Source organism: Azospirillum sp. A29 (assembly GCF_042604625.1).
In the GTDB taxonomy this organism is placed as follows: domain Bacteria; phylum Pseudomonadota; class Alphaproteobacteria; order Azospirillales; family Azospirillaceae; genus Azospirillum; species Azospirillum palustre.
Genome location: NZ_CP170466.1, coordinates 2700238 through 2720343 on the forward strand (window position 1 = coordinate 2700238; position 20106 = coordinate 2720343).

Annotated in this window: 19 protein-coding genes; 10 read left to right on the forward strand and 9 right to left on the reverse strand. The window is 67.7% G+C overall.

Going from position 1 to position 20106, the window contains the following annotated elements; all coding sequences use genetic code 11:
• Positions 1-58: 58 nt before the first annotated feature.
• Entirely contained in the window at positions 59-511 is a 453-nt protein-coding gene (locus ABNQ38_RS27860; RefSeq protein ID WP_377809041.1) for a nucleoside deaminase, read from the reverse strand.
• 105 nt (positions 512-616) lie between these two features.
• On the opposite strand from ABNQ38_RS27860, the gene ABNQ38_RS27865 reads away from it, so the two are divergent.
• The 3 genes from ABNQ38_RS27865 to oxlT all read left to right on the forward strand — a co-directional run bounded on the left by ABNQ38_RS27865 (position 617) and on the right by oxlT (position 4493).
• Positions 617-1942, forward strand: coding sequence for a pseudouridine synthase (locus ABNQ38_RS27865; RefSeq protein WP_377809042.1), 1326 nt, complete (start codon positions 617-619; stop codon positions 1940-1942).
• Positions 1923-2483: a 16S rRNA (guanine(966)-N(2))-methyltransferase RsmD gene (rsmD, locus tag ABNQ38_RS27870; RefSeq protein ID WP_377809043.1), complete on the forward strand. Its 561-nt coding sequence runs from the start codon at positions 1923-1925 to the stop codon at positions 2481-2483. Before ABNQ38_RS27865 ends, rsmD begins: the two co-directional genes overlap by 20 nt.
• Before the next feature lie 663 nt (positions 2484-3146).
• Positions 3147-4493 (forward strand): oxalate/formate MFS antiporter, encoded by a 1347-nt coding sequence (gene oxlT, locus ABNQ38_RS27875; protein WP_377809044.1) that lies wholly within the window; start codon positions 3147-3149, stop codon positions 4491-4493.
• 95 nt (positions 4494-4588) lie between these two features.
• Here the strand turns inward: oxlT and ABNQ38_RS27880 are convergent, their stop codons facing one another.
• Positions 4589-4822 carry a hypothetical protein gene (locus ABNQ38_RS27880; protein ID WP_174470271.1) on the reverse strand — a complete coding sequence of 78 codons (234 nt, stop codon included), beginning with the start codon at positions 4820-4822 and terminating at the stop codon, positions 4589-4591.
• 355 nt (positions 4823-5177) lie between these two features.
• On the opposite strand from ABNQ38_RS27880, the gene ABNQ38_RS27885 reads away from it, so the two are divergent.
• Positions 5178-6863 carry an alpha-amylase family protein gene (locus ABNQ38_RS27885; protein WP_377809045.1) on the forward strand — a complete coding sequence of 562 codons (1686 nt, stop codon included), beginning with the start codon at positions 5178-5180 and terminating at the stop codon, positions 6861-6863.
• Here the strand turns inward: ABNQ38_RS27885 and ABNQ38_RS27890 are convergent.
• A complete protein-coding gene (locus ABNQ38_RS27890) occupies positions 6860-7297 on the reverse strand; it encodes a winged helix-turn-helix transcriptional regulator (RefSeq protein ID WP_377809046.1) in 438 nt (145 codons plus the stop codon). The genes ABNQ38_RS27885 and ABNQ38_RS27890 overlap by 4 nt on opposite strands.
• 133 nt (positions 7298-7430) lie before the next feature.
• On the opposite strand from ABNQ38_RS27890, the gene ABNQ38_RS27895 reads away from it, so the two are divergent.
• Both ABNQ38_RS27895 and ABNQ38_RS27900 read left to right on the forward strand, forming a co-directional pair.
• Complete coding sequence (locus tag ABNQ38_RS27895; protein ID WP_109052168.1) at positions 7431-8042, forward strand: NAD(P)-dependent oxidoreductase; 612 nt, start codon at positions 7431-7433, stop codon at positions 8040-8042.
• A 124-nt stretch (positions 8043-8166) separates the two neighbouring features.
• Positions 8167-8403: a hypothetical protein gene (locus ABNQ38_RS27900; protein WP_377809047.1), complete on the forward strand. Its 237-nt coding sequence runs from the start codon at positions 8167-8169 to the stop codon at positions 8401-8403.
• Between the two features lie 36 nt (positions 8404-8439).
• On the opposite strand, the gene mutL is transcribed toward ABNQ38_RS27900, so the two are convergent.
• Together mutL and ABNQ38_RS27910 are read right to left on the reverse strand one after the other, a co-directional pair.
• The gene (gene mutL, locus ABNQ38_RS27905; protein WP_377810130.1) at positions 8440-10353 is read right to left on the reverse strand and encodes a DNA mismatch repair endonuclease MutL; all 1914 of its coding nucleotides are present in this window, start codon (positions 10351-10353) and stop codon (positions 8440-8442) included.
• Between the two features lie 60 nt (positions 10354-10413).
• Positions 10414-10779 carry a hypothetical protein gene (locus ABNQ38_RS27910; RefSeq protein WP_377809048.1) on the reverse strand — a complete coding sequence of 122 codons (366 nt, stop codon included), beginning with the start codon at positions 10777-10779 and terminating at the stop codon, positions 10414-10416.
• Positions 10780-11051: 272 nt separating this feature from the next.
• On the opposite strand from ABNQ38_RS27910, the gene ABNQ38_RS27915 reads away from it, so the two are divergent.
• Positions 11052-12257 carry a DUF3095 family protein gene (locus tag ABNQ38_RS27915; protein WP_377809049.1) on the forward strand — a complete coding sequence of 402 codons (1206 nt, stop codon included), beginning with the start codon at positions 11052-11054 and terminating at the stop codon, positions 12255-12257.
• Positions 12258-12266: 9 nt separating this feature from the next.
• Here the strand turns inward: ABNQ38_RS27915 and ABNQ38_RS27920 are convergent, their stop codons facing one another.
• Both ABNQ38_RS27920 and ABNQ38_RS27925 read right to left on the reverse strand, forming a co-directional pair.
• Positions 12267-12968: a hypothetical protein gene (locus ABNQ38_RS27920; RefSeq protein ID WP_377809050.1), complete on the reverse strand. Its 702-nt coding sequence runs from the start codon at positions 12966-12968 to the stop codon at positions 12267-12269.
• A gap of 121 nt (positions 12969-13089) precedes the next feature.
• On the reverse strand, positions 13090-13527 hold the full coding sequence (locus tag ABNQ38_RS27925) for a YccF domain-containing protein (protein WP_377809051.1): 438 nt from the start codon (positions 13525-13527) through the stop codon (positions 13090-13092).
• A 265-nt stretch (positions 13528-13792) separates the two neighbouring features.
• Between ABNQ38_RS27925 and ABNQ38_RS27930 the strand changes: the two genes are divergently transcribed.
• The gene (locus ABNQ38_RS27930; RefSeq protein WP_377809052.1) at positions 13793-14341 is read left to right on the forward strand and encodes a hypothetical protein; all 549 of its coding nucleotides are present in this window, start codon (positions 13793-13795) and stop codon (positions 14339-14341) included.
• 287 nt (positions 14342-14628) lie between these two features.
• Positions 14629-15333, forward strand: a complete 705-nt coding sequence (locus ABNQ38_RS27935) for an alpha/beta fold hydrolase (RefSeq protein ID WP_377809053.1) — start codon at positions 14629-14631, stop codon at positions 15331-15333.
• A gap of 64 nt (positions 15334-15397) precedes the next feature.
• Here ABNQ38_RS27935 and ABNQ38_RS27940 read toward each other — a convergent pair whose 3' ends face one another.
• Together ABNQ38_RS27940 and ABNQ38_RS27945 are read right to left on the reverse strand one after the other, a co-directional pair.
• Entirely contained in the window at positions 15398-16069 is a 672-nt protein-coding gene (locus ABNQ38_RS27940) for a LuxR C-terminal-related transcriptional regulator (RefSeq protein WP_377809054.1), read from the reverse strand.
• Between the two features lie 326 nt (positions 16070-16395).
• A complete protein-coding gene (locus ABNQ38_RS27945) occupies positions 16396-17076 on the reverse strand; it encodes a LuxR C-terminal-related transcriptional regulator (protein WP_376956509.1) in 681 nt (226 codons plus the stop codon).
• Positions 17077-17657: 581 nt separating this feature from the next.
• Here ABNQ38_RS27945 and ABNQ38_RS27950 point away from each other — a divergent pair.
• Complete coding sequence (locus tag ABNQ38_RS27950) at positions 17658-20003, forward strand: ATP-dependent helicase (protein WP_377809055.1); 2346 nt, start codon at positions 17658-17660, stop codon at positions 20001-20003.
• Positions 20004-20106: the final 103 nt, after the last annotated feature.

Here is a 20106-nt window from a genome sequence, read left to right on the forward strand (position 1 = left end):
GTTCCGATGCGTCGATAACAATAATGCGCGCACCGAGAGCCAAACCGTTGGTGGCGGCTCACCGGCGCTCCCTGAAGAAGTCCCGTAGCAGTTTCCCGGCTCGGGTCTCGCCGATTCCGCTGTAGACGTCCGGCGCGTGGTGGCAGGTCGGTTGGGTGAAGAAGCGCGGCCCGTGGTCGACTGCGCCACCCTTGGGATCGTAGGCGCCGTAATAGACCCGCCGGATGCGGGCGAAGCTGATCGCCGCGGCGCACAGCGCGCAGGGCTCCAGCGTCACGTACAGGTCGCAGCCGGGCAGGCGGGGCTGGCCGCGCCCGGCACAGGCGGCGCGGATCGCCAGCAGTTCGGCATGGGCGGACGGGTCGCACAGCTCCTCCGTCCGGTTGCCGGCGGCGGCGAGCACGGCACCCGTTGCGGGATCGATGACGACGGCGCCGACCGGCACCTCGCCGCGCGCGGCGGCGGCCTCGGCAGCGGCGAAGGCGAGGTCCATATAGGAGGGAGAGGGCATGGCCGGGCAGGGTGCCAACCGCCCGCCGAGCCCGTCAACCGGATTCCGGTGCCGGGGCGCTGGACCAGTGTTGCGGGCGGCGCGTCCAGGCCCTATGGTCCGGCCATGGACCGCTCCGATACTGTCAAGAAATCCGATTCCGCCAATGATGGCGGTGAACGCATCGCCAAGCGACTGGCGCGCGCCGGCCTATGCTCGCGCCGCGACGCCGAACGCTGGATCACCGAGGGCCGCGTCGCGGTCAACAGCCGCGTGCTCGACAGCCCGGCCTGCGTGGTGCGCCCCGGCGACATCGTGCAGGTCGACGGCAAGGTCATTCCCGAGCCGGAGCCGGCCCGCCTGTGGCGCTATCACAAGCCGTCGGGGCTGGTCACCACCGCCCGTGACGAGAAGGGGCGCGAGACCGTCTTCGACCGCCTGCCGCCCGACCTTCCGCGCGTGGTCTCCATCGGCCGTCTCGATCTGACGACCGAGGGACTGCTGCTGCTGACCAACGACGGCGAACTGGCCCGCTTCCTGGAACTGCCGGCCACCGGTTGGACCCGCCGCTACCGCGTGCGCGTCTTCGGCGAGGTGGACGAGAGGCAACTGGCGGCGCTGGAGAAGGGGCCGACCATCGAAGGCGTGAAGTACGGCCCGATCGAGGCCGCGCTCGACCGCATCCAGGGCCGCAACGCCTGGCTGACCGTCAGCCTGAAGGAAGGCAAGAACCGCGAGATCCGCAAGGTGATGGAGTCGCTGGGGCTCCAGGTCAACCGGCTGATCCGCGTCGCCTATGGTCCGTTCCAGCTCGGCAAGCTGGAGGAGGGCGCCGTCGAGGAGGTGCCGAAGCGCGTCGTCCGCGAACAGATCGCTCCCTTCTTCGGCACGCCAGAAGGGGCGGAGTCGACCGAGTCCGGCACCAAGCAGCGCGCCAAGGCCCGTGCCGAAGCGGCGGGGAAGTCCGGTCCGAAGGCCGCACCCTCGAAAGGCGGGGCGGCGAACGCCGATGCCAAGGCGGCGCCGAAGCGCGCGCCGCGGTCCGCCACCAAGCGGCACGAGGCCGAAGCCGCCCGCACCGAAGAGACCAAGCCGGCGCGGCGCGGCGGGGCCACCCGCGGCACCCTGTCGCTCGGCGGTGGCTCGGCGAAGCCGGGCCGTTCCGGCAAGCCGGAGGGCGCCCGGTCCGACGCCCCGCGGTCCGAGGGCGCACGTTCACGCGATGACAGGGCTCGCGACGACCGGCCCCGCGACGACCGGCCGCGGGACGGCAAGGCTCCCGGCTTCAAGCCGGGCGGCTCCAAGCCGACCGGTCCGAAGGGGGCTGGCCCGAAGGGTGCCGGTCCGGCGCCGCGGGGCGGGCCGAAGGCCGGTGGCGAGAGGTCCGGCGACCGTCCTGGCGGCGGGGCTGGCGGACGGACGGAGCGCCCGCGTGCGGATCGTCGGCGGTAAGCACCGCGGCCGCAGTCTGGTGGCACCGGGCGGGCGCGATACCCGCCCCACCACCGACCGCACCCGGCAAGCCATTTTCAACATCCTGGCCCACACCGACTGGGCGCCCGAGTTCGAGGGCGCCGCGGTCGTCGACGCCTTTTGCGGCACCGGTGCTTTGGGGCTGGAAGCCCTGTCGCGCGGTGCCTCCTGGTGCGGCTTTCTCGACATGGGCCGGCCGGCGCTCGACGCCGTGCGCGCCAATGTCGAGGCTCTGCGCGAAACGGCGAACGCCCAGATTCTGCGTGCCGATGCGGCCAAGCCGCCGCCGGCCCCCCGTGCCTGCATGCTGGCCTTCCTCGACCCGCCCTATGGCCAGGGGCTGGCGCCCCGTGCGCTGGAGGGTCTGCTGCGCGCCGGCTGGCTGGCCGACGGCGCGCTCGCCGTGGTTGAGGTCGCCGACCGCGACCCGCTGCCTCTTCCCGACGGTTTTTCGGCGCTCGACGAGCGCCACTATGGCGACACCCGCGTCGCCTTCCTGACGGTCCGCCACCCGGCCTGACCGCATGGACGGTTCCCGCATGCCCTGCCCTTGGCGTTGCGGGTCAGTCCCTTAGATCCCCCCGAGTTCCATTTTTTGCCGACCCCGCCCACCCGCCGATGGGGACGCATCCCTGGCGTTCCAAGGCTGGCGCCCGTGTTTTTCCATCATGCGGAAAGACGAAACGGATTGTTGAGTTCCAAAACAATCCGAGCAAAACATTATGTGTCGCCGATGCGGTTCCTCTATGGAAACGGCGGCATCTATCTATCTCCTAAGACTGCACACCCTCGTTTGAGGGGGCCGTGCAGGTACCGGCACGGCTTCTTTTTACAGAACACGCGACCGATCGGGTGAACCGATAATAGAACCGGTGTGGACCGCTCGCCGGATGTGGTGTGTAAGGTAAGTTTTACTTGATCAGACTGTATGCCTACGGCGTCGATCCGTCCGTCGGTGTTTTTTTGTCCCCGGTTTTGGCATACCAGATTACATATCTGGCATTCCTAAATCGGGACAATCGAACTCCGAGCGATTGTCGGCATCCGCGCCGAGTTCCGGAAAGGAACCGTCAGCAAGAGCGGTCCGTCCGGGTCATTCCGCAATCGTGATTGGCGTGCCGGTCCCCGGGAGAGGGGCCGTGCCGCCGGCTCAGGCAAGTTTAAGGGAGGCACGATGGCTCATATGAATTCACAACCGGCGGCGGAATCCGCGGCGCCGGTGACCGATGCGGTCCGCTGGACGCAGATCGTCGTCGGTATCGTCTGCATGGTGGCGGCGGCCAACATCCAGTATGCCTGGACGCTGTTCGTCCCGGAAATCCAGGCGACCCATGGCTGGACGCGCGCATCGATCCAGACCGCCTTCACCATCTTCGTCGTCGTGCAGACTTGGCTGACGCCGATCGAGGGTTACTTCATCGACAAGTACGGCCCCAAGGTGATCGTCGCCGCCGGCGGCTTCTTCACCGGCCTGTCCTGGATCATCGACAGCTATGCCGGCACGCTCACCATGCTGTATGTCGGTTCGGCCATCGGCGGCATCGGCGTCGGCTGCGTCTACGCCACCTGCGTCAACAACGCGCTGAAGTGGTTCCCGGAAAAGCGCGGTCTGGCGGTCGGCCTGACGGCGGGCGGCTACGGCGCCGGTTCGGCCCTGACCATCCTGCCGATCTCGGCGATGATCCACAGCAGCGGCTATCAGTCGGCCTTCTTCTGGTTCGGCCTGGTGCAGGGCGCCATCATCATCTGCGCCGCGCTTTTCCTGCGCATGCCGCAGAAGGAGCAGGTCAAGGCCTCCACCAAGGTCGCGCAGACCCGCCGCGACTACACGCTCGGCGAAGCCGTCCGCACCCCGGTGTTCTGGGTCATGTGGGCGATGTTCATCGGCACCGTCACCGGCGGCCTGATGGCCGTGGCCCAGCTGGGCGTCATCGCCCACGATCTGGGCGTGAAGGAAGCACCGGTCAGCGTCTTCGGCCTGACCATGGCGGCTCTGCCCTTCGCCCTGATGCTGGACCGCGTGATGAACGGCATCTCGCGTCCGCTGTTCGGCTTCATCTCCGACCACATCGGCCGTGAGGCGACCATGTTCGTCGCCTTCACCCTGGAGGGCGTCGGCATCATCATGCTGAGCCGCTTCGGCCACGACCCGATGATGTTCCTGATCCTCAGCGGCATGGTCTTCCTGGCCTGGGGCGAAGTGTACAGCCTGTTCAGCGCCACCTCGGCCGACACCTTCGGCACCAAGCATGCCGGCAAGATCTACGGCGTCCTGTACTGCGCCAAGGGTGTCGCCGCCCTGCTGGTGCCGCTGGGCAACCTGCTGATGGAAGCCACCGGAACCTGGGCGACCGTGCTGTACGTCACCGCCACCATGGATCTGACCGCCGCGGCCTGTGCGCTGCTGGTCCTGAAGCCGATGCTGGCCCGGCACCATGCCCGGAACGAGGAGTTGGCACGCCGCGCCGAACATGGCGATGCAACCCGCGCCGTCCCGGTCGGGGCCGCTGCCGGCACCGCCAACGGGTAAGGGAAGCGGTTAGAGAGACGGTCGGGGGGCTTCGCTCGGAAGACTGACTGACGGATGCGGGCCGGGATGCGCGAGAGCGCCCCGGTCCGCATCGTTCATTCGATCCAGAAGGGACGGTCCTTCGCCTTGCCGGGCTTGCCTTCGGAATTGTTTTCGGCTTGGGCCGCCTGCTGGAAGCGGTCGGAGGAGAACAGGATGCCCGGCTCCTCTTCCGTCTCGTCCTTCTCCGGTTCGATCACGGTGAAGCCGCCGCGGCCGCTGGCCATGTAGACGGCGTGGCCGATCATGCCGGTCAGGGCGAGGAACAGAAGGGCCTGGGTCTCGATCATCGCGGTAACGTCCTTATCGGGAGGGGAGGGGCGTCGACAGGAACAAAGGGGACAGGAACAAAGGCGACCGGAATAACAGTGCATAAGGCCGAACGGCATCCCCCACGGGCAGCGGGTGCCCACGGTGACGGTCCAGTCATGCTGTGCTGCAACATAAGCAAACTGGCATGCCACCGCAAAAAGTTTTGCATGCCAGATGCCGGATGCCTGACCTGCAACTTTGCCGCAGACGCCTCTACCGCCGAAGAGCGGTTTGCCCCGCAACCAAAGTGGCCTTGCCGCTGTTCCCCGCCTGTCCTCCCCGCATCGGGCCGGGCAGCGTGAACACATTTATCGGCATCACGATGGAGCGGCCATGATCCGGGACCTCTGGTACAAGAATGCGGTGATCTACAATCTGTCGCTGTCGACCTTCATGGACGCCAACGGCGACGGCGTCGGCGATTTCCAGGGGCTTCTGCGCCGGCTGGACTATCTGCACGGGCTGGGGGTGACCTGCCTGTGGCTGGGGCCGTTCCAGACCTCGCCGATGAAGGACGACGGCTACGACGTCGCCGACTATTACACCGTCGATCCGCGCTACGGCACGCTGGGCGATTTCGTCGAATTCACCCATGCCTGCGAACAGCGCGGCATCCGGGTGATCATCGATCTGGTGATCAACCACACTTCCGACGAGCATCCCTGGTTCAAGGCCGCCCGCAGCGATCCCGACAGCAAGTATCGCGACTGGTATGTCTGGTCCGACAAGAAGCCGGAGAATGCCGACCAGGGTATGGTCTTTCCCGGCGTCCAGAAATCGACCTGGACCTACGACCGCGAAGCCAAGGCCTGGTATTTCCACCGCTTCTATAAATTCCAACCCGACCTGAACACCGCCCATCCGGAGGTGCACGCCGAGCTGCTGAAGATCATGGGCTTCTGGATTCAGCTGGGTGTTGCCGGCTTCCGCATGGACGCCGTGCCCTTCATCATCGCGGAGAAGGGGGCGGAGGTCACCAAGCCGAAGGAGCAGTTCGGCATGCTGCGCAGCTTCCGGGAATTCGTGCAGTGGCGGCGCGGCGACGCCATGCTGCTGGCGGAGGCGAACATCCTGCCGGAAGACGACCTGCACTATTTCGGCACCGACGGCGACCGCTGCCACATGATGTTCAATTTCCAGGTCAACCAGCACCTGTTCTACGCGCTGGCGACCGCCGACACCGGACCGCTCGCCAAGGCGCTGGAGGTGACGAAGCCGCGGCCGGCGACCGCCCAATGGGGCACCTTCCTGCGCAACCATGACGAGCTGGATCTGGGCCGGCTGACCGAAGAGCAGCGGCAGGCGGTGTTTGCCGCCTTCGGGCCGGACAAGTCGATGCAGCTTTATGACCGCGGCATCCGCCGGCGGCTGGCGCCGATGCTGAACGCCGACCGGCGGCGGATCGAGCTGGCCTACAGCCTGATGTTCACCCTGCCGGGGACGCCGGTCATCCGCTATGGCGACGAGATCGGCATGGGCGACGACCTGTCGCTGCCCGAACGGAATTGCGCCCGCACGCCGATGCAGTGGTCGGACGAACCGCATGGCGGCTTCACCAAGTCCGACGCGCCGGAAATCCCGGTGATCAGCGGCGGCGTCTTCGGCTACGAGCGGATCAACGCGGCCATCCAGCGCCGCGACCCGCAATCGCTGCTGAACTGGACCGAGCGCATCATCCGCATGCGCAAGGAGTGTCCGGAAATCGGCTGGGGCGACTTCCGGATCCTGAAGACCGGCCGGCCGGAGGTGCTGGCCCTGCGCTACGACTGGCGGAACAACGGGGTGGTCGTCCTGCACAACCTGTCGGACAAGCCTCGTGAGATCGTCCTGGACGTGGACGGTCATGGCGAGGGCTGCCGGCTGGTCAACCTGCTGTCGGAAGACCACAGCGAACCCGATGCCAAAGGCCGCCACCATCTGGTGATGGAGGCCTACGGCTATCGCTGGTTCCGGGTCGGCGGGCTGGACTATCTGCTGCGGCGGACGGAAGCGGACGGGAAGCCCGGCGAGGACGTTTAGGCGACGTCCAGCCGGACCGGCGCGCCGTCTTCCGTCCGGTCATAGGCGGCGCGGGCCTCCAGCATTTGCGCGATGTGGGTCTCGGCCCACATCCGCAGCGGTACCAGCGTTTCGGCCAGCGTGGCACCCAGCGGCGTGATGGAATATTCGACGGTGACCGGCACGGTGGCGAAGGCCCTGCGGCTGACCAGCCCGTCGCGCTCCAGGCTTTTGAGGGTCTGCGACAGCATTTTCTGCGAGATGCCCTCGATCTCGCGGCGCAGCTGATTGAAGCGCATCGGTCCGCTTTCCAGCAACCCCAGGATCAGCACCGTCCATTTGTCGGCGATCCGATCCAGCGCCTGCCGGGTCGGACAGGCTGAGGCATAGGCGTCCGGCAGTTGATCCAACTCCGACGGCCGCTTGCCGCCAAGCCCCAGCAGGGTCCTGTCCATCCGCGTAAATTCCCAAGCGAGGTCCCCGGCGGTTACGCACGGGTGACCATGTCACGAAAAGGTGCCTTCTTTACACCAGATTTCCAAAGCGGCATCAAGTCACCATTGGAAACCTAGTCAAAGGACACCTGCCATGAACGTCGCCATCATCGGTGCCGCCGGCCGCGCCGGCAGCCGCATCCAGGCTGAACTGCTCCGCCGCGGCCACAGCGTCACCGCCATCGTCCGCGACCCGGCCAAGGTGGCTGCCGCCCCCGGCCTGACGGTGAAGGCCGGCGACGCCAACGACGGCGAGACGCTGGCTCCGCTGCTGGCCGGCCATGACGCGGTGGTCAGCGCCGTCATGTTCCTGATGAGCGATGCCGAGACGCTGATCGGTGCGGCGAAGCGTGCCGGCGTGCCGCGCTATCTGGTGGTCGGCGGCGCCGGCAGCCTGGAGGTGGCACCGGGCGTGCGGGTTCTCGACCTGCCGGAATTCCCCGAGATCTACAAGGCCGAGGCCACCAAGGGCGCCGAGTTCCTCGACCGCCTGAAGGCCGAGCCGACCCTTAACTGGACCTTCCTGTCGCCGTCGGCCGAGTTCGTGCTGGGCGAGCGGACGGGCAAATTCCGCATTGGCTCCGACTCGCTGCTGGCGGACGAGACCGGCCGTAGCTGGATTTCCTACGAGGACTTCGCCGTGGCGCTGGTCGACGAGATCGAGACGCCGAAGCACGAGCGCAAGCGCTTCACGGTGGGGTACTGAGCGCGGCCGGGGTATCTCTCCGGTAGGTTGTCCGGCGCAGGGGGCTGCAATCTTCCATTATCCCTCCCATGTCTTCGGCAAGGGCAGATCAAGCCCGGCAAGACAAGACATGGGAAGGAACGGAATGGCTCTGATCCCCTGCGCCGCCTGCGGCCACACGATCTCCACCGAAGCTCCGTCCTGCCCATCCTGCGGACACCCTGGTGCGAATGCGAAGGGTGGCCGCGACGGGATGGCGCGGATCGCCGGGACTGTCGCCGGCTCCTACGTCTCGGCGCAGATGCTCGCCAGCATCATCGTCGGCTCGGTCGCCATCGTCAGCTTTGCCGCCATCATGATCGCGATGATCCTGAAGGGGTGAGGCCCGGCAACCAGGACCGGCAGCGGAACTGCCGGTCTACCTCCTCCCAAACAGCCGCTCAATATCCGCCAGCTTCAGCTCCACGTAAGTCGGCCGTCCGTGGTTGCACTGGCCGCTGTGCGGGGTCGCTTCCATCTGGCGCAGCAGGGCGTTCATCTCGTCGACGCTCAAGCTGCGGCCGGCGCGGACGGAGCCGTGGCAGGCCATCGTCGCGCAGACCTCCTCCAGCCGCTCCTTTAAGGACAGGGCGTCGCCCAGTTCGGACAGTTCCTCGGCAAGGTCGCGAATCAGGTTCTTCACATCCGACTGGCCGAGCAGGGCGGGCACCTCGCGCACCATGACGCAGCCGTGGCCAAAGCCCTCGATCACCAGACCGAGTTCTGCCAGTTCGGCGCTACGGGCCAGCAGGCGGTTGGCGGACGGTTCGTCCAGCTCGATCAGTTCGGGGATCAGCAGGGCCTGACGCTTCACGCCGCCTTCCAGCAGGGCGGTCTTCATCCGCTCGTAGACCAGCCGTTCATGGGCGGCGTGCTGGTCGACGATGACGATGCCCTCGCGGGTCTGCGCCACGATGTAGGTGGTGTGGACCTGCGCCCGCGCGGCACCCAGCGGGTGGCTGTCGGGCGGCGGCTCCGGCTTGTGGGCGGCCGGGTCGGGGGCGCGGTATTCCGGCGGGCGGGCCGCCGGGGCGAAGCCGTTGCCGAAGCCGCTGAGGCGGCCTTGCAGCGGCGGCAGCCCCGTCTGGGTCGGCGCCTGGAAGGCGGCGGAGCGCTCTGCCAGACCGCGCGGCACGGCGGCCGGCGTGTAGGAGCCGCCCCAACCACTGCCCGACCCGCCGCCGGAGCGGCCGTAGGGGAGGGGCGAGGGTGTGAAGCCGCTGTCGGTGTCGCCGGCAGGTTCCGGCCGCAGGGCGCCTAGCGTGGCGAGGCCGACGGTGGTGGAGGCGCGGTGGCCGGCCTCGGCCAGCGCGTGTTTCAGCGAGCCGACGATCAGGCCGCGCACCAGACCCTGGTCGCGGAAGCGCACCTCGGCCTTGGCCGGATGGACGTTCACGTCGACCTCCTGCGGGTCGATGTCGAGGAACAGCGCCAGCATCGGGTGGCGGTCGCGCGGCAGGAAATCGGCATAGGCGGCGCGCACCGCACCCACCATCAGCTTGTCGCGCACCGGTCGGCCGTTGACGAACAGGTGCTGGTGCTTGGCGGTCGGGCGGTGCAGGGTCGGCAGGCCGATCCAGCCGGCCAGCGACACCCCTTCGCGCACCGCCGTCACCGGGACGGCATTCTCTTGGAAATCGCGGCCCATCAAGGCACCCAGCCGGGTCAGCCGGGCATCCAGCAGGTCGCCCTGCGCCGCACTCAGCCGCAGGCCGCCGCGCCCGCCGTCGCTGAGCGTGAAGGCGACGCCGGGATGGGCCATCGCCAGCCGTTCCAGGCAATCGGCGATATGGTCGTATTCGGTGCGCGAGGCTTTCAGGAATTTCAGCCGGGCGGGCACGGCGGCGAACAGGTCGCGCACTTCGATCCGCGTACCCTGGGCCAGCGCCGCCGGCTGCGGCTGGCCCTTGGCGCCGGCATCGACCGTCAGGCTCCAGGCGCTGTCGGCGTCGCGGGCGCGGCTGGTGATGGTCAGGCAGCTGACGGCGCCGATGGATGGCAGCGCTTCCCCGCGGAAGCCGAGAGAGCGGATGTCGAGCAGGTCGTCGCCCGGCAGCTTGGAGGTGGCATGGCGTTCGACCGCCAGCACAAGCTCGTCCGGCGCCATGCCGCAGCCGTCGTCGGTGACGGCGATCAGCGACTTGCCGCCGTCGCGCGCCACCACGTCGATGCGGGTGGCACCGGCGTCGATGGCATTCTCCACCAGTTCCTTCACGGCGGCGGCGGGACGTTCGACCACCTCGCCGGCGGCGATGCGGTTGACCAGTGTTTCTGGGAGCAGACGGATCGGCATGCCCATAGATATAGTGCCGGCGGAGCGCCGAAACCACCATCTTCGGGCGGCAATGGATGCTTAAAGGCCCTTCAGGGCCTTCATGTATTCGACCAGCTTGCGTTCGTAGAAGGGCTGCGGCGACTGGTAGCGGGCGACGAGGCCGGCTTCCGCCGTCATCTTCACCACCATGCCCATGCAGGAAACGTCCACCGGATCGCCGCCAAGATCGAACTGCAGCCGGAAATCGAACTTCTGCCTGGCGATCAGGTCGCCGTCATAGGGGCGGATGCGGAAGGAGCCGATAACGAACTCCTCCGGCACATATTCGTGATGGTCGATGACGATCTTCGGCGGGGTGGAGGGGCGCTCCTTGCGCGGCTCGGCCGCGGACTTCGCGCCGCCCGGCTCCTTGTTGCCTCCAGAGAATTTCGACAGCCAAGACATGAAGAGCGACGTCCTCTTGTTCCGAAACCCTGAAACTATACCGACATATTCAGACAGTTTTGGGGGCACATCGTTTAACAACGGTTAATGGCGTAAGCATTCGTTTCGGTCCGGTAATTTCCGTGTCCGGACCGCGCATTGGCACTGCCGGCCCCGCTGACGGGGCCGTGACTTTCGGGGTTCCTCCTCCCTGCCGCTTCGGCTGCGATCATGCTAGGCTTCGACCTTGTCCCGTTGCCGCCCGCCCGTTGCTGTCCGTTGGGGGAACCGCCATGCCTCTGTTGCCGGTGATCCGCGATTTCGCCGCGGAGGCGTCGGATCCCCGGCGCTATGCCGCGCTCGACGGCGGCTGGTCGCTGGCGGTGGCCGACGTCACCGGCAGCACGCTGCTGGCCACGCAGGGACGCCATCGCGACGTCAATTTCGTCGCCGCCGGGGTGGTCGCGGTGCTGTCCGACGCGGTGCGCATCGGGCAGGAGCCTGCCGCCTGCCAGTTCGGCGGCGACGGCGCCATCGCCGCGGTGCCGCCGGGGCGGGGGGACGGGGCGCGGGCGGCACTATCCGCGCTCGCCCACTGGTCGGCGGAGGTGATGGACGTGCCGCTGCGCGTCGGTCTGGTGCCGGTGCAGGCTCTGCTCGACCAGGGGCTGGAGGTGATGGCGGCGCTGCACGATGTCGGCAACGGCAACAGCTTCGGCCTGTTCCTCGGCGCCGGGGTGGTGGCGGCCGATGCCTGGGTAAAGGAGGATGCGCGCTGGCGCCTGCAGCCGCAGCAGGGGCCGTTGCCCGGGCTGGAGTCGGTCTCCTGCCGCTGGAACCCGGTGCCGCCGCGGCGCGGAACCGTGCTGTGTGTGATCGTCGATGCGGTCGATCCGGGGGCCGCGGGGCTGCTGGAGCTTGCCCGTGTCCAGCGCGCCATCGAGGCCATCGTGCCCACCGCCGGCGCCGCCCCGCTGGGATTGGGGGAACGGCTGGAGGCGCGCTGGCCGCCGGACTGGCGCTCCCTGCTGATGGAGGCGCGCGGTGGCCGGGAAGGGGGAGGTTTGGGCACGCGCGTCCGCCGGGTGGGCAAGGCGCTGGCCGGGTCGGGACTGCTGGTCGTGCTGCTGAGGCTGGGCCTGTCGCTCGGCAACTTCGATCCGCAGCGCTACCGCCGCCACATGGCGGAGCGCACCGATTTCCGCAAATCGGCCGGCGGGCCGCGGCTGGTGCTGGACGTGACGGAGGGGGAGGCCAATGCCATCGAGGCGCTTCTGGCCCAGGCGGCGCAGGCCGGCTCGATCCGCTACGGCACCGCGCGGGCCGATGCGACCACCGTCACCTGTCTGGTCGGCGACGTGACGGCAGACCGTCACGTGCATTTCGTCGATGGGGCCGGGCTGGGATTCTGGCGCGCCTCGGTTATGCTGAAGGCGATGAAGGCGCGGGAAAAGGCAGGGCAGGCGACGGAACCGGAGACCGCCGTCGCCCTGTCGTGATCCAGCCGGTCAGGCGGTGATGTCGACGCCCTGCGAGCCGCGCGGCGTCAGGCTGGCGAACAGGCTCTGCGCGCCGGAGAGGTCGCCGGAGCTGAGCGAACTGCTCAGGCTGCTGAGATTCTTCTTCAGGGTGCCCAGGAAGTCGGTGGAACTGCTGTCGCTGCCACTGTCGGCCCCGCTGTCGCTGTCGGCGGCGCTCTTCAGCATATCCGACAGAGCCGACAGCGAGTCCTGCGCCCCCGACACGTCGCCGGATTGCAGGGACTGGGCGAGGCTGCCGACGGTGCTGCGCAGCTCGTCCGACCCGCCCTCGTCGCCCGGCGGCGGACCGTTCGGCGGTGGGCCGCCCGCTCCGCCGAGACCTCCGCCGGGGCCACCGGTGCCGCCCGGACCACCGCTGGACGGGCCGTTCTTGGACATCGCCTGCTGGACCTGACCGATATCGCCGCTCTTCAGCGCCTCTCCCACGCTGGACAGCAGCTTCGACAGCGGGTCCTTACCGGTGCTGGCGCTGGTGCTTGACCCGCTGCTGCCCTGCTTGTCGGACTGCAGCTTCGACAGGGACTCGTAGGCAGACTGGACGGCGGTCATGTCGCCGGACTCCACCGCCTTCTTCAGGCTGTCGACGCCCTCGCGGATCTCTTTACCCGGCCCTTGCGGCCGCTGATAGGTCTGGCCGACGGCCGACGCACTCACCATGGATACCGACATGGCACTCTCCAACGGATAGCCACACAAGAGGCAGTACGGGGGAGGCATGGGACTCCTGCGCACCGGAATGCGGGTGACCGTGCGGTTTCGATAAAATTGTCGGAAATGCCGCAGGCGGGGATCAGATGCGGCCGGTCACCCGCCGTTCGACGCCGTCCGACGGCACGATCTCGGTTCCGACCGGCCACAGCGCCAGCAGCGCAAGCTTCAGATGCGCCCAGGCGAAGGGCAGGCCGATGATGGTGATGGCGAGCCCCACCGCCGCGACCAGATGGCCGAGCGCCAGCCACCAGCCGGCCAGCACGAACCACACGATGTTGCCGATGAAGCCGAGCGCGCCGGTGCCCATGTCTTCGCGCCCGCGGAACTCATCCCGGCGCACGGCGGTTTGTCCAAAGGGGAGCAGGGTGTAATGGGCGATGGTCAGGGCGGAGCGGGCCCAGGGCAGGCCGATGATGGACACGGCCATCAGGACCGCGGCCAAAACCCAGCCGAGCGCCATCCAGATGCCGCCCGTGACCAGCCAGAGCAGATTGAGGAGAAGACTGAGCAGAGGCATGACAGTTACCCTCTCTTTCGCCGCAGATGTGGGGACGCTCATACGGCACGCCTAGAGGTGGGCCGGACAGATATCGGCAGACGCGAAGATGGGGCACCCCGTCCGGCGGCGCGAAAGAGGGGGAGCCTCATGCCATCCATGCCTTGAACCGGATCCGTACGGTCCACAGATCCTTATCAGGCATCATGACGACGCATCCGGACGGGCCCTTTGCCGGCAGCACCGCCGGCGGGCCGCCTTCCGGATCACACGGATCGGAGGCCGCATGAACGAGGCTTTGAACACCGACGCCGGCGCCGACGCGCCGAACATGCCGGGCGAGGGTGAATCGCTCTCGCCGGTAGTCGCCGCCATCCTCGGCACCGCCGTCGCGGCTGCGGCCAAGCGCGGCGGGAATGGCGATGTGGTCCGCGGACTGATCGCGGGTCTGCGCATCCTGCGCGCCACCGTCGAGGAAGAGGCCGGCTACACCATGGCCGCCGCCGTCGACAACGCCATCCGCACCCGCCTGCTGGCCGACAACCTGTCGCGCCTGCGCGTCAGCGGGGAGAAGCCGCAGGCCGTCCCGCTGCCGGATCCCGGGCCGGGCGCCAGCGCCGCCGCCGCCATTTTCGAGAGCGCCGCGGAATCCTGCCTGACCGTCAATGCCCATGCGGAGGACAACGGGCCGCTCGAAACCGCGGTCTTCGCTTTCACCGCGCAGTTGCTGCAACAGCTGGGTGGAGCGCCGGAATGGCGCAGCCTTGTCGGCGAGCTGCGCCGCCCCCTGGCGGTGGCACTCGACCCCGAAGGGGAGGAGGTGACGCTGCATTGACCGGTCGCCATGGCTGTTTGTGTCGGCCGGTGATCGGGCCGGTGATCGGCAGGCTGATCGCCTGTGATCGAAAGCGGCCTGGAACCGACAGGCAAGTCATGGAATTTGCTTTGCTTTTGTCGTGTTTCGACGGTGGCTGAAACCTTTTGCGGGCAGGGTGGGGTTTTAGCCCCTTTTCAGGGTTTTGCCCGATTTATCGAACGGGACGACTTCGGTTCGGCTTCGTTACGGTTGGGTTCGGCGGTGGGACAGTCCCATCGCGGAACGCCACCATCGGGGACCCGACCGTGTTCTTTCACACCCAGCCTTCCACCGTCCGCGCCGGACGGGCAGACACCGCCCGCTGTCCGGTGAACGGTCTGACCGCGGACGGGGTGGGTGCTGCCTGGGCGGGAGACCGCACGGCCGACCGTGCCGGCGATCCATCCGGGCGGCGGGTGATCTTTCTTCATCCCGGCAAGGGGGCGTGGTGGCGCCTGCTGGACCATGTTCCGGCGGGCCAGGAATGGCTGACCGTGCCAGCCGCCGCCGGAGCGGCGATGCTCTCCCCGCTGCTGGTGGAGCGTGGCGGGCGCCGGCCGGTTCTCGTCGCCGGTGCGGTGACGGCGCCGCTCGCCATCGCCGCGGCGCTGGATTTCCCGGAACAGGTCGGTGGCGTGATGATCGTCGACGATGTCGGGGCCGAATCGCCGATGCGCCGGCGCTGGAACGCGCTGACCGCCTGTTTCGGCCGGCCCTTGCCGACGATGCCGACGGGCGATCTCGGGGACCTTGAATCCGAACTGCCGGCGGTGCGGGTACCGGTCACCCTGATTCAGGGCAGCGACCCGGCCGGATTGTTCACGCGGCTCGAAAGCGGGCTGACGGGGTGTCGCACTCTGACGGTCGTCGCTGTGTCCGACGCCGCCGCCATCCGCCCGCGCACCCATGCAACCGAGCTGCGCGGCGCCCTGCTGGCGCTGGTCTCCGCCGTGGAGCGGGCGCAGCGGTAGGAAAGAAGGGCTTCCCTCTTCCGGATGTGCGGGAGGCGAAGGCGGGGGGAGGCTGTCCCGAACCTTACAGGCTCTGGGCGGTCAGCGCTGCCTGGGTGCGGTTGCGGACGCCGAGGTGCCGCAGGATGGCGGTGACATGGACCTTCACCGTGCCTTCCGTCAGCCCCAGTTCATGGGCGATCTGCTTGTTCGATTTGCCGTCGCGCAGCCGGGCGAGGACGTCGCGCTGACGCGGCGTCAACTGGTCACCGTTGGCATTGGCCATCCCGGCATTGTCGTCCATGGACTCGCCGGAACCGTGCCCGCCATAGCCGCCATGCGTCTGTTCGACACGGTCGGCGCCGCGGATGGCCTGTTCGGGAAGATAGATTCCGCCGGCGAGCACCAGTTGCAAGGCGCCCAGCAGGACCTTGGCGCTGGAGGATTTCGGGATGTAGCCGGCAGCGCCGTTTTCCAGGGCCGCCAGCAGGTCGGACCGCTTTTCCGACCCGGATACCACCACCAGAAGCGCCTTCGGCAGGTTGACATGAATGTCGCCCAGCGCCGAGAAGCCGGTCCAGCCGGGCATCCCCAGATCGAGCAGGATCAGGTCGAACGGTCTGGTACCGTCGCAGAGCGCCCGCACCTCGTCATAGGTGCTCGCCTCGAAAAACGTCATGTCGGCGTCGAATTGCGCCAGCAGTCGGCGCAGACCGTCTCGGAACAGCAGGTGATCGTCGGCGATCAGCACGTTCATCGCAGGCATTTCCAGAAGGTTGCGGCGATCTCACACCGGGATGGCGTCATCGGCCCGCAGTTCACATAAGCACGTCCATTCTCACGCTGTAGTTCGCTTTTGGTCTTAGACCGCTTCCTCTATGCCTGCCGTCTTCGCCGGCCATGGGCCTTGGCTGGGGGCTTCGCGGGCTGCCCGGACGGCCTGCGGAACGGAAAAGCGCTGCAAAAGGCAACGTCCCGCTCCGCCGGCTGCCTGCCCCGGATGGAAGGGGCAGACGGCCGGGACGGAAGGCGGGCGGGGCCATTCGGCAGAGCGGTATGCCGATCCGTCGGATCTGGCGGCAATCAGACGGTGGCGGCGACGCCGGTTTCGGCGGCCTGATCGCCGATGCCGTTGTTCAGCGCCCAGATGGCGGCCTGGGTGCGGTTGGAGGCGTTGATCTTGCGCAGCAGGCTCTTCAGGTGAACCTTCACGGTGGCTTCCGTGATGCTCAGGTGGTTGGCGATCATCTTGTTGCTGTTGCCGTTCAGCAGGCAGCGCAGGATCTGCACCTCACGCTGCGACAGGCCCTTGCGGCGGGTCGGCAGCTCGGCGCCCATGTCCTCGGTGCGGCCGCTGACCAGCAGCTCGGCGAGGTGGGTCGGGAACACCTTCTCGCCCATCATCACCAGCTTCAGCGACTGCATCAGCGCCTCGCAGGCGATGTCCTTCAGCAGGTAGCCGCCGGCGCCGGCGCCGAGCGCGGCCGACAGGCGGCGGGTTTCCAGATCGTTGGTCAGAATGACGATCCGGATCGACGGGTGAGCCTCGCGCAGGCTGCGCATCGCTTCGACTTCCTCGTCGGCGCCGCTCGGCAGGTCGATGAGGATCAGGTCCGGGTTCTGGCCGGTGCCGAGCGTCGACAGGCCCTCGCGCAGGCTGCCGGCCTCGCCGACGACGTTGAAGGGGGTGCCTTCGAACAGACGCTTCATGCCCTCACGGAAAAGCTTGTTGGCATCGATGAGGAAAACGTTGATGGCATCCATGGTCCAAGCCCGCCTTTTGTTCCGTTCCGATCAAAGTGGCGCCGGGTGGCGCTTCGGAGGCATCCCCGACCTTCCGCTCCTGCGTCCGGTCCGCTCCCCCTCAGGGTTCGGGGGTGCCTCCTTGTGATCCATAGATACCCCCGATTTGCGCCGCGCAAAATTTCGCTTAGGTAAATTTCGCGTCGAGCAATGGGCATATGCCGTAAGCCTGCATAAGACAAGATGAGGACATAATGCAGCTTGCCCTGGTCAGGTGGAATAACTGTCTGTGACAGAAAAGGGGAAATCGTTAACGGTCATGCCGTGACTTCGTAAGGACACTGAACGATAGTGTCGAGTGACTTTCACGACGAAGGGCCTCGGCCGGGCAGAACTACGTCATCGCCCGATGGTTGGAGTCTTATGTCCCGGAAATTTGCCATTAGGCATAAGCGTGGCCGTGCCGCTCCCCGTCGCCGGGCGGGGTATGCCGCCATTGACGGGGGTCGTGCCGGGACGTTCTGTGCTGTATACGTTCCAGCCTCGACAGAGCATTCGCACGCTTCCGCCGATTTTTTCGTCCATCCCCAGGCCGGGACGCCATGTCAGACGCTTATGATGATGATCCGTTGAGCCACGCCGCTCCCGCCGCCGGTCCCGCCTCGGGATTCCCGGCGGCAGCGCAGCGCTTCGCCTATCTGGACGGGCTCAACCCGACACAGCGGGCGGCGGTCGAGGCTCTGGACGGACCGGTCCTGGTGCTGGCCGGCGCCGGAACCGGCAAGACGCGGGTGCTGACCACCCGGCTGGCCCATCTGCTGATGACGCGCCGCGCCGCTGCCTTCCAGATCCTGGCGGTGACCTTCACCAACAAGGCCGCCCGCGAGATGCGCGAGCGTGTCGGCCATCTGATGGGGATCGAGCCTGAGGGCTGGTGGCTCGGCACTTTCCATGCGCTGGCCGCCCGCATCCTGCGCCGCCATGCCGAACTGGTCGGGCTGAAGTCGAACTTCACCATTCTCGACACCGACGATCAGGTCCGCCTGATCAAGCAGCTGCTGCAAGCCGAGAACATCGATTCCAAGAAGTGGCCGCCCCGTCAGGTGCTGGGCGCCATCGAGCGCTGGAAGGACCGCGGCCTGACCCCCGACCGGCTCGGCGACGCCGACGGCGGCGATGTGGCGGGCGGCCGTGTGGTGGTGATCTACCGCGCCTACCAGGAGCGCCTGCGCACCCTGAACGCCTGCGATTTTGGCGACCTGCTGCTGCACAACCTCGCCATCTTCCAGAATCATCCGGACGTGCTGGCGGAATATCACCGCAAGTTCAAATATCTTCTGGTCGACGAGTACCAGGACACCAACGTCGCCCAGTATCTGTGGCTGCGGATCCTGTCCCAGGCTCACAAGAACATCTGCTGCGTCGGCGACGAAGACCAGTCGATCTACGCCTGGCGCGGTGCCGAGATCGGCAACATCCTGCGCTTCGAGACCGACTTCCCCGGCGCCACCATTATCAAGCTGGAGCAGAATTACCGGTCCACCGGCCATATCCTGGCGGCGGCCTCCGGTCTGATCGCCAACAACCAGGGCCGGTTGGGCAAGACGCTGTGGACCGAGGCCGACGGCGGCGAGCCGGTCAAGGTCAAGGCGGTGTGGGACGGCGAGGAGGAGGCGCGCTGGGTCGGCGAGGAGATCGAGACTCTCCAGCGCAAGGGCACCTCCCTGGCGCAGATCGCCGTGCTGGTCCGCGCCGGCTTCCAGACCCGCGAGTTCGAAGAGCGCTTCATCACGCTCGGCCTGCCCTACAAGGTGCTGGGCGGCCCGCGCTTTTACGAGCGGCAGGAAATCCGCGATGCGCTGGCCTATTTCCGCGTCGTCAATTCCGGCGACGACGATCTGGCCTTCGAACGCATCGTCAATCTGCCCAAGCGCGGCGTCGGTCCGGCGGCGATGCAGAGCCTCTACACCGCCGCCCGCGCCCGTGGGCTGTCGCTGACCGAAGCCGGCTGGGCACTGACCGAGACGGACGAGCTGAAGCCGAAGCTGCGCGCCACCCTGCGCGGGCTGTTGCAGGACGTCTTCCGCTGGCGGACGCTGATGGCGACGGTGCCGCACACCGAGCTTGCCCGCACCGTCCTGGACGAGTCCGGCTACACCCGCATGTGGCAGGAGGACAAGACGCCGGAGGCTCCCGGGCGGCTGGAGAACCTGAAGGAACTGATCACCGCCATGGCGGAGTTCGAGAACCTGCCGGGCTTCCTGGAGCATGTCGCGCTGGTGATGGAGAATGCCGAGGCCGCCGGCATCGAGCAGGTCACGGTGATGACCCTGCACGGCGCCAAGGGGCTGGAGTTCGACCATGTCTTCCTGCCGGGCTGGGAGGAGGGCGTGTTCCCCAACCAGCGCGCGCTGGACGAGACCGGCATCGCCGGGCTGGAGGAGGAGCGGCGGCTGGCCTATGTCGGCCTGACCCGCGCGCGCCGCCGCGCCTATGTCAGCCATGCCGCCAACCGCCGGCTCTACGGCAATTGGGTCAGCGCCGTCCCGTCCCGCTTCGTCGAGGAGATCCCGCAGGACAATGTGGAGGCCGAGGCGGCCAACGGCCTGTTCGCCGGCAGCGGCGGGCGCGGCGGTTTCGGTGGCGGGGCAGGGGCTTACGGGGCCGGCGGGTCGGCGGGCGGTTTCGGCGGCGGCTTCCAGTTCCGCGGCTCCACCCGTCAGGCGCCGGCGCCCAAGACGATCACGCTGGACCAGGGCGCCTATGCGGTGGCGCCGCGGCCGCGGCCCGATGCGCCCTTCGCCAAGGGGGCGCGGGTCTTCCACCAGAAATTCGGCTACGGCACCGTGGTCGGCGTGTCGGAGGACAAGCTGGAGATCGACTTCGACCATTCCGGCAGCAAGAAGGTGTTGGACAGCTTCGTCGTGCCCGCCGACAAGGCGTGCTAAGGCACAAGGCGGGCTAAGTCACAGGGCCTGCCCGCCGGCAAGGCGGGTCGATCCTAAGCTGCGCCCGCCGGCAAGGTGCGCTATGCCGGGACACGGCATTGGA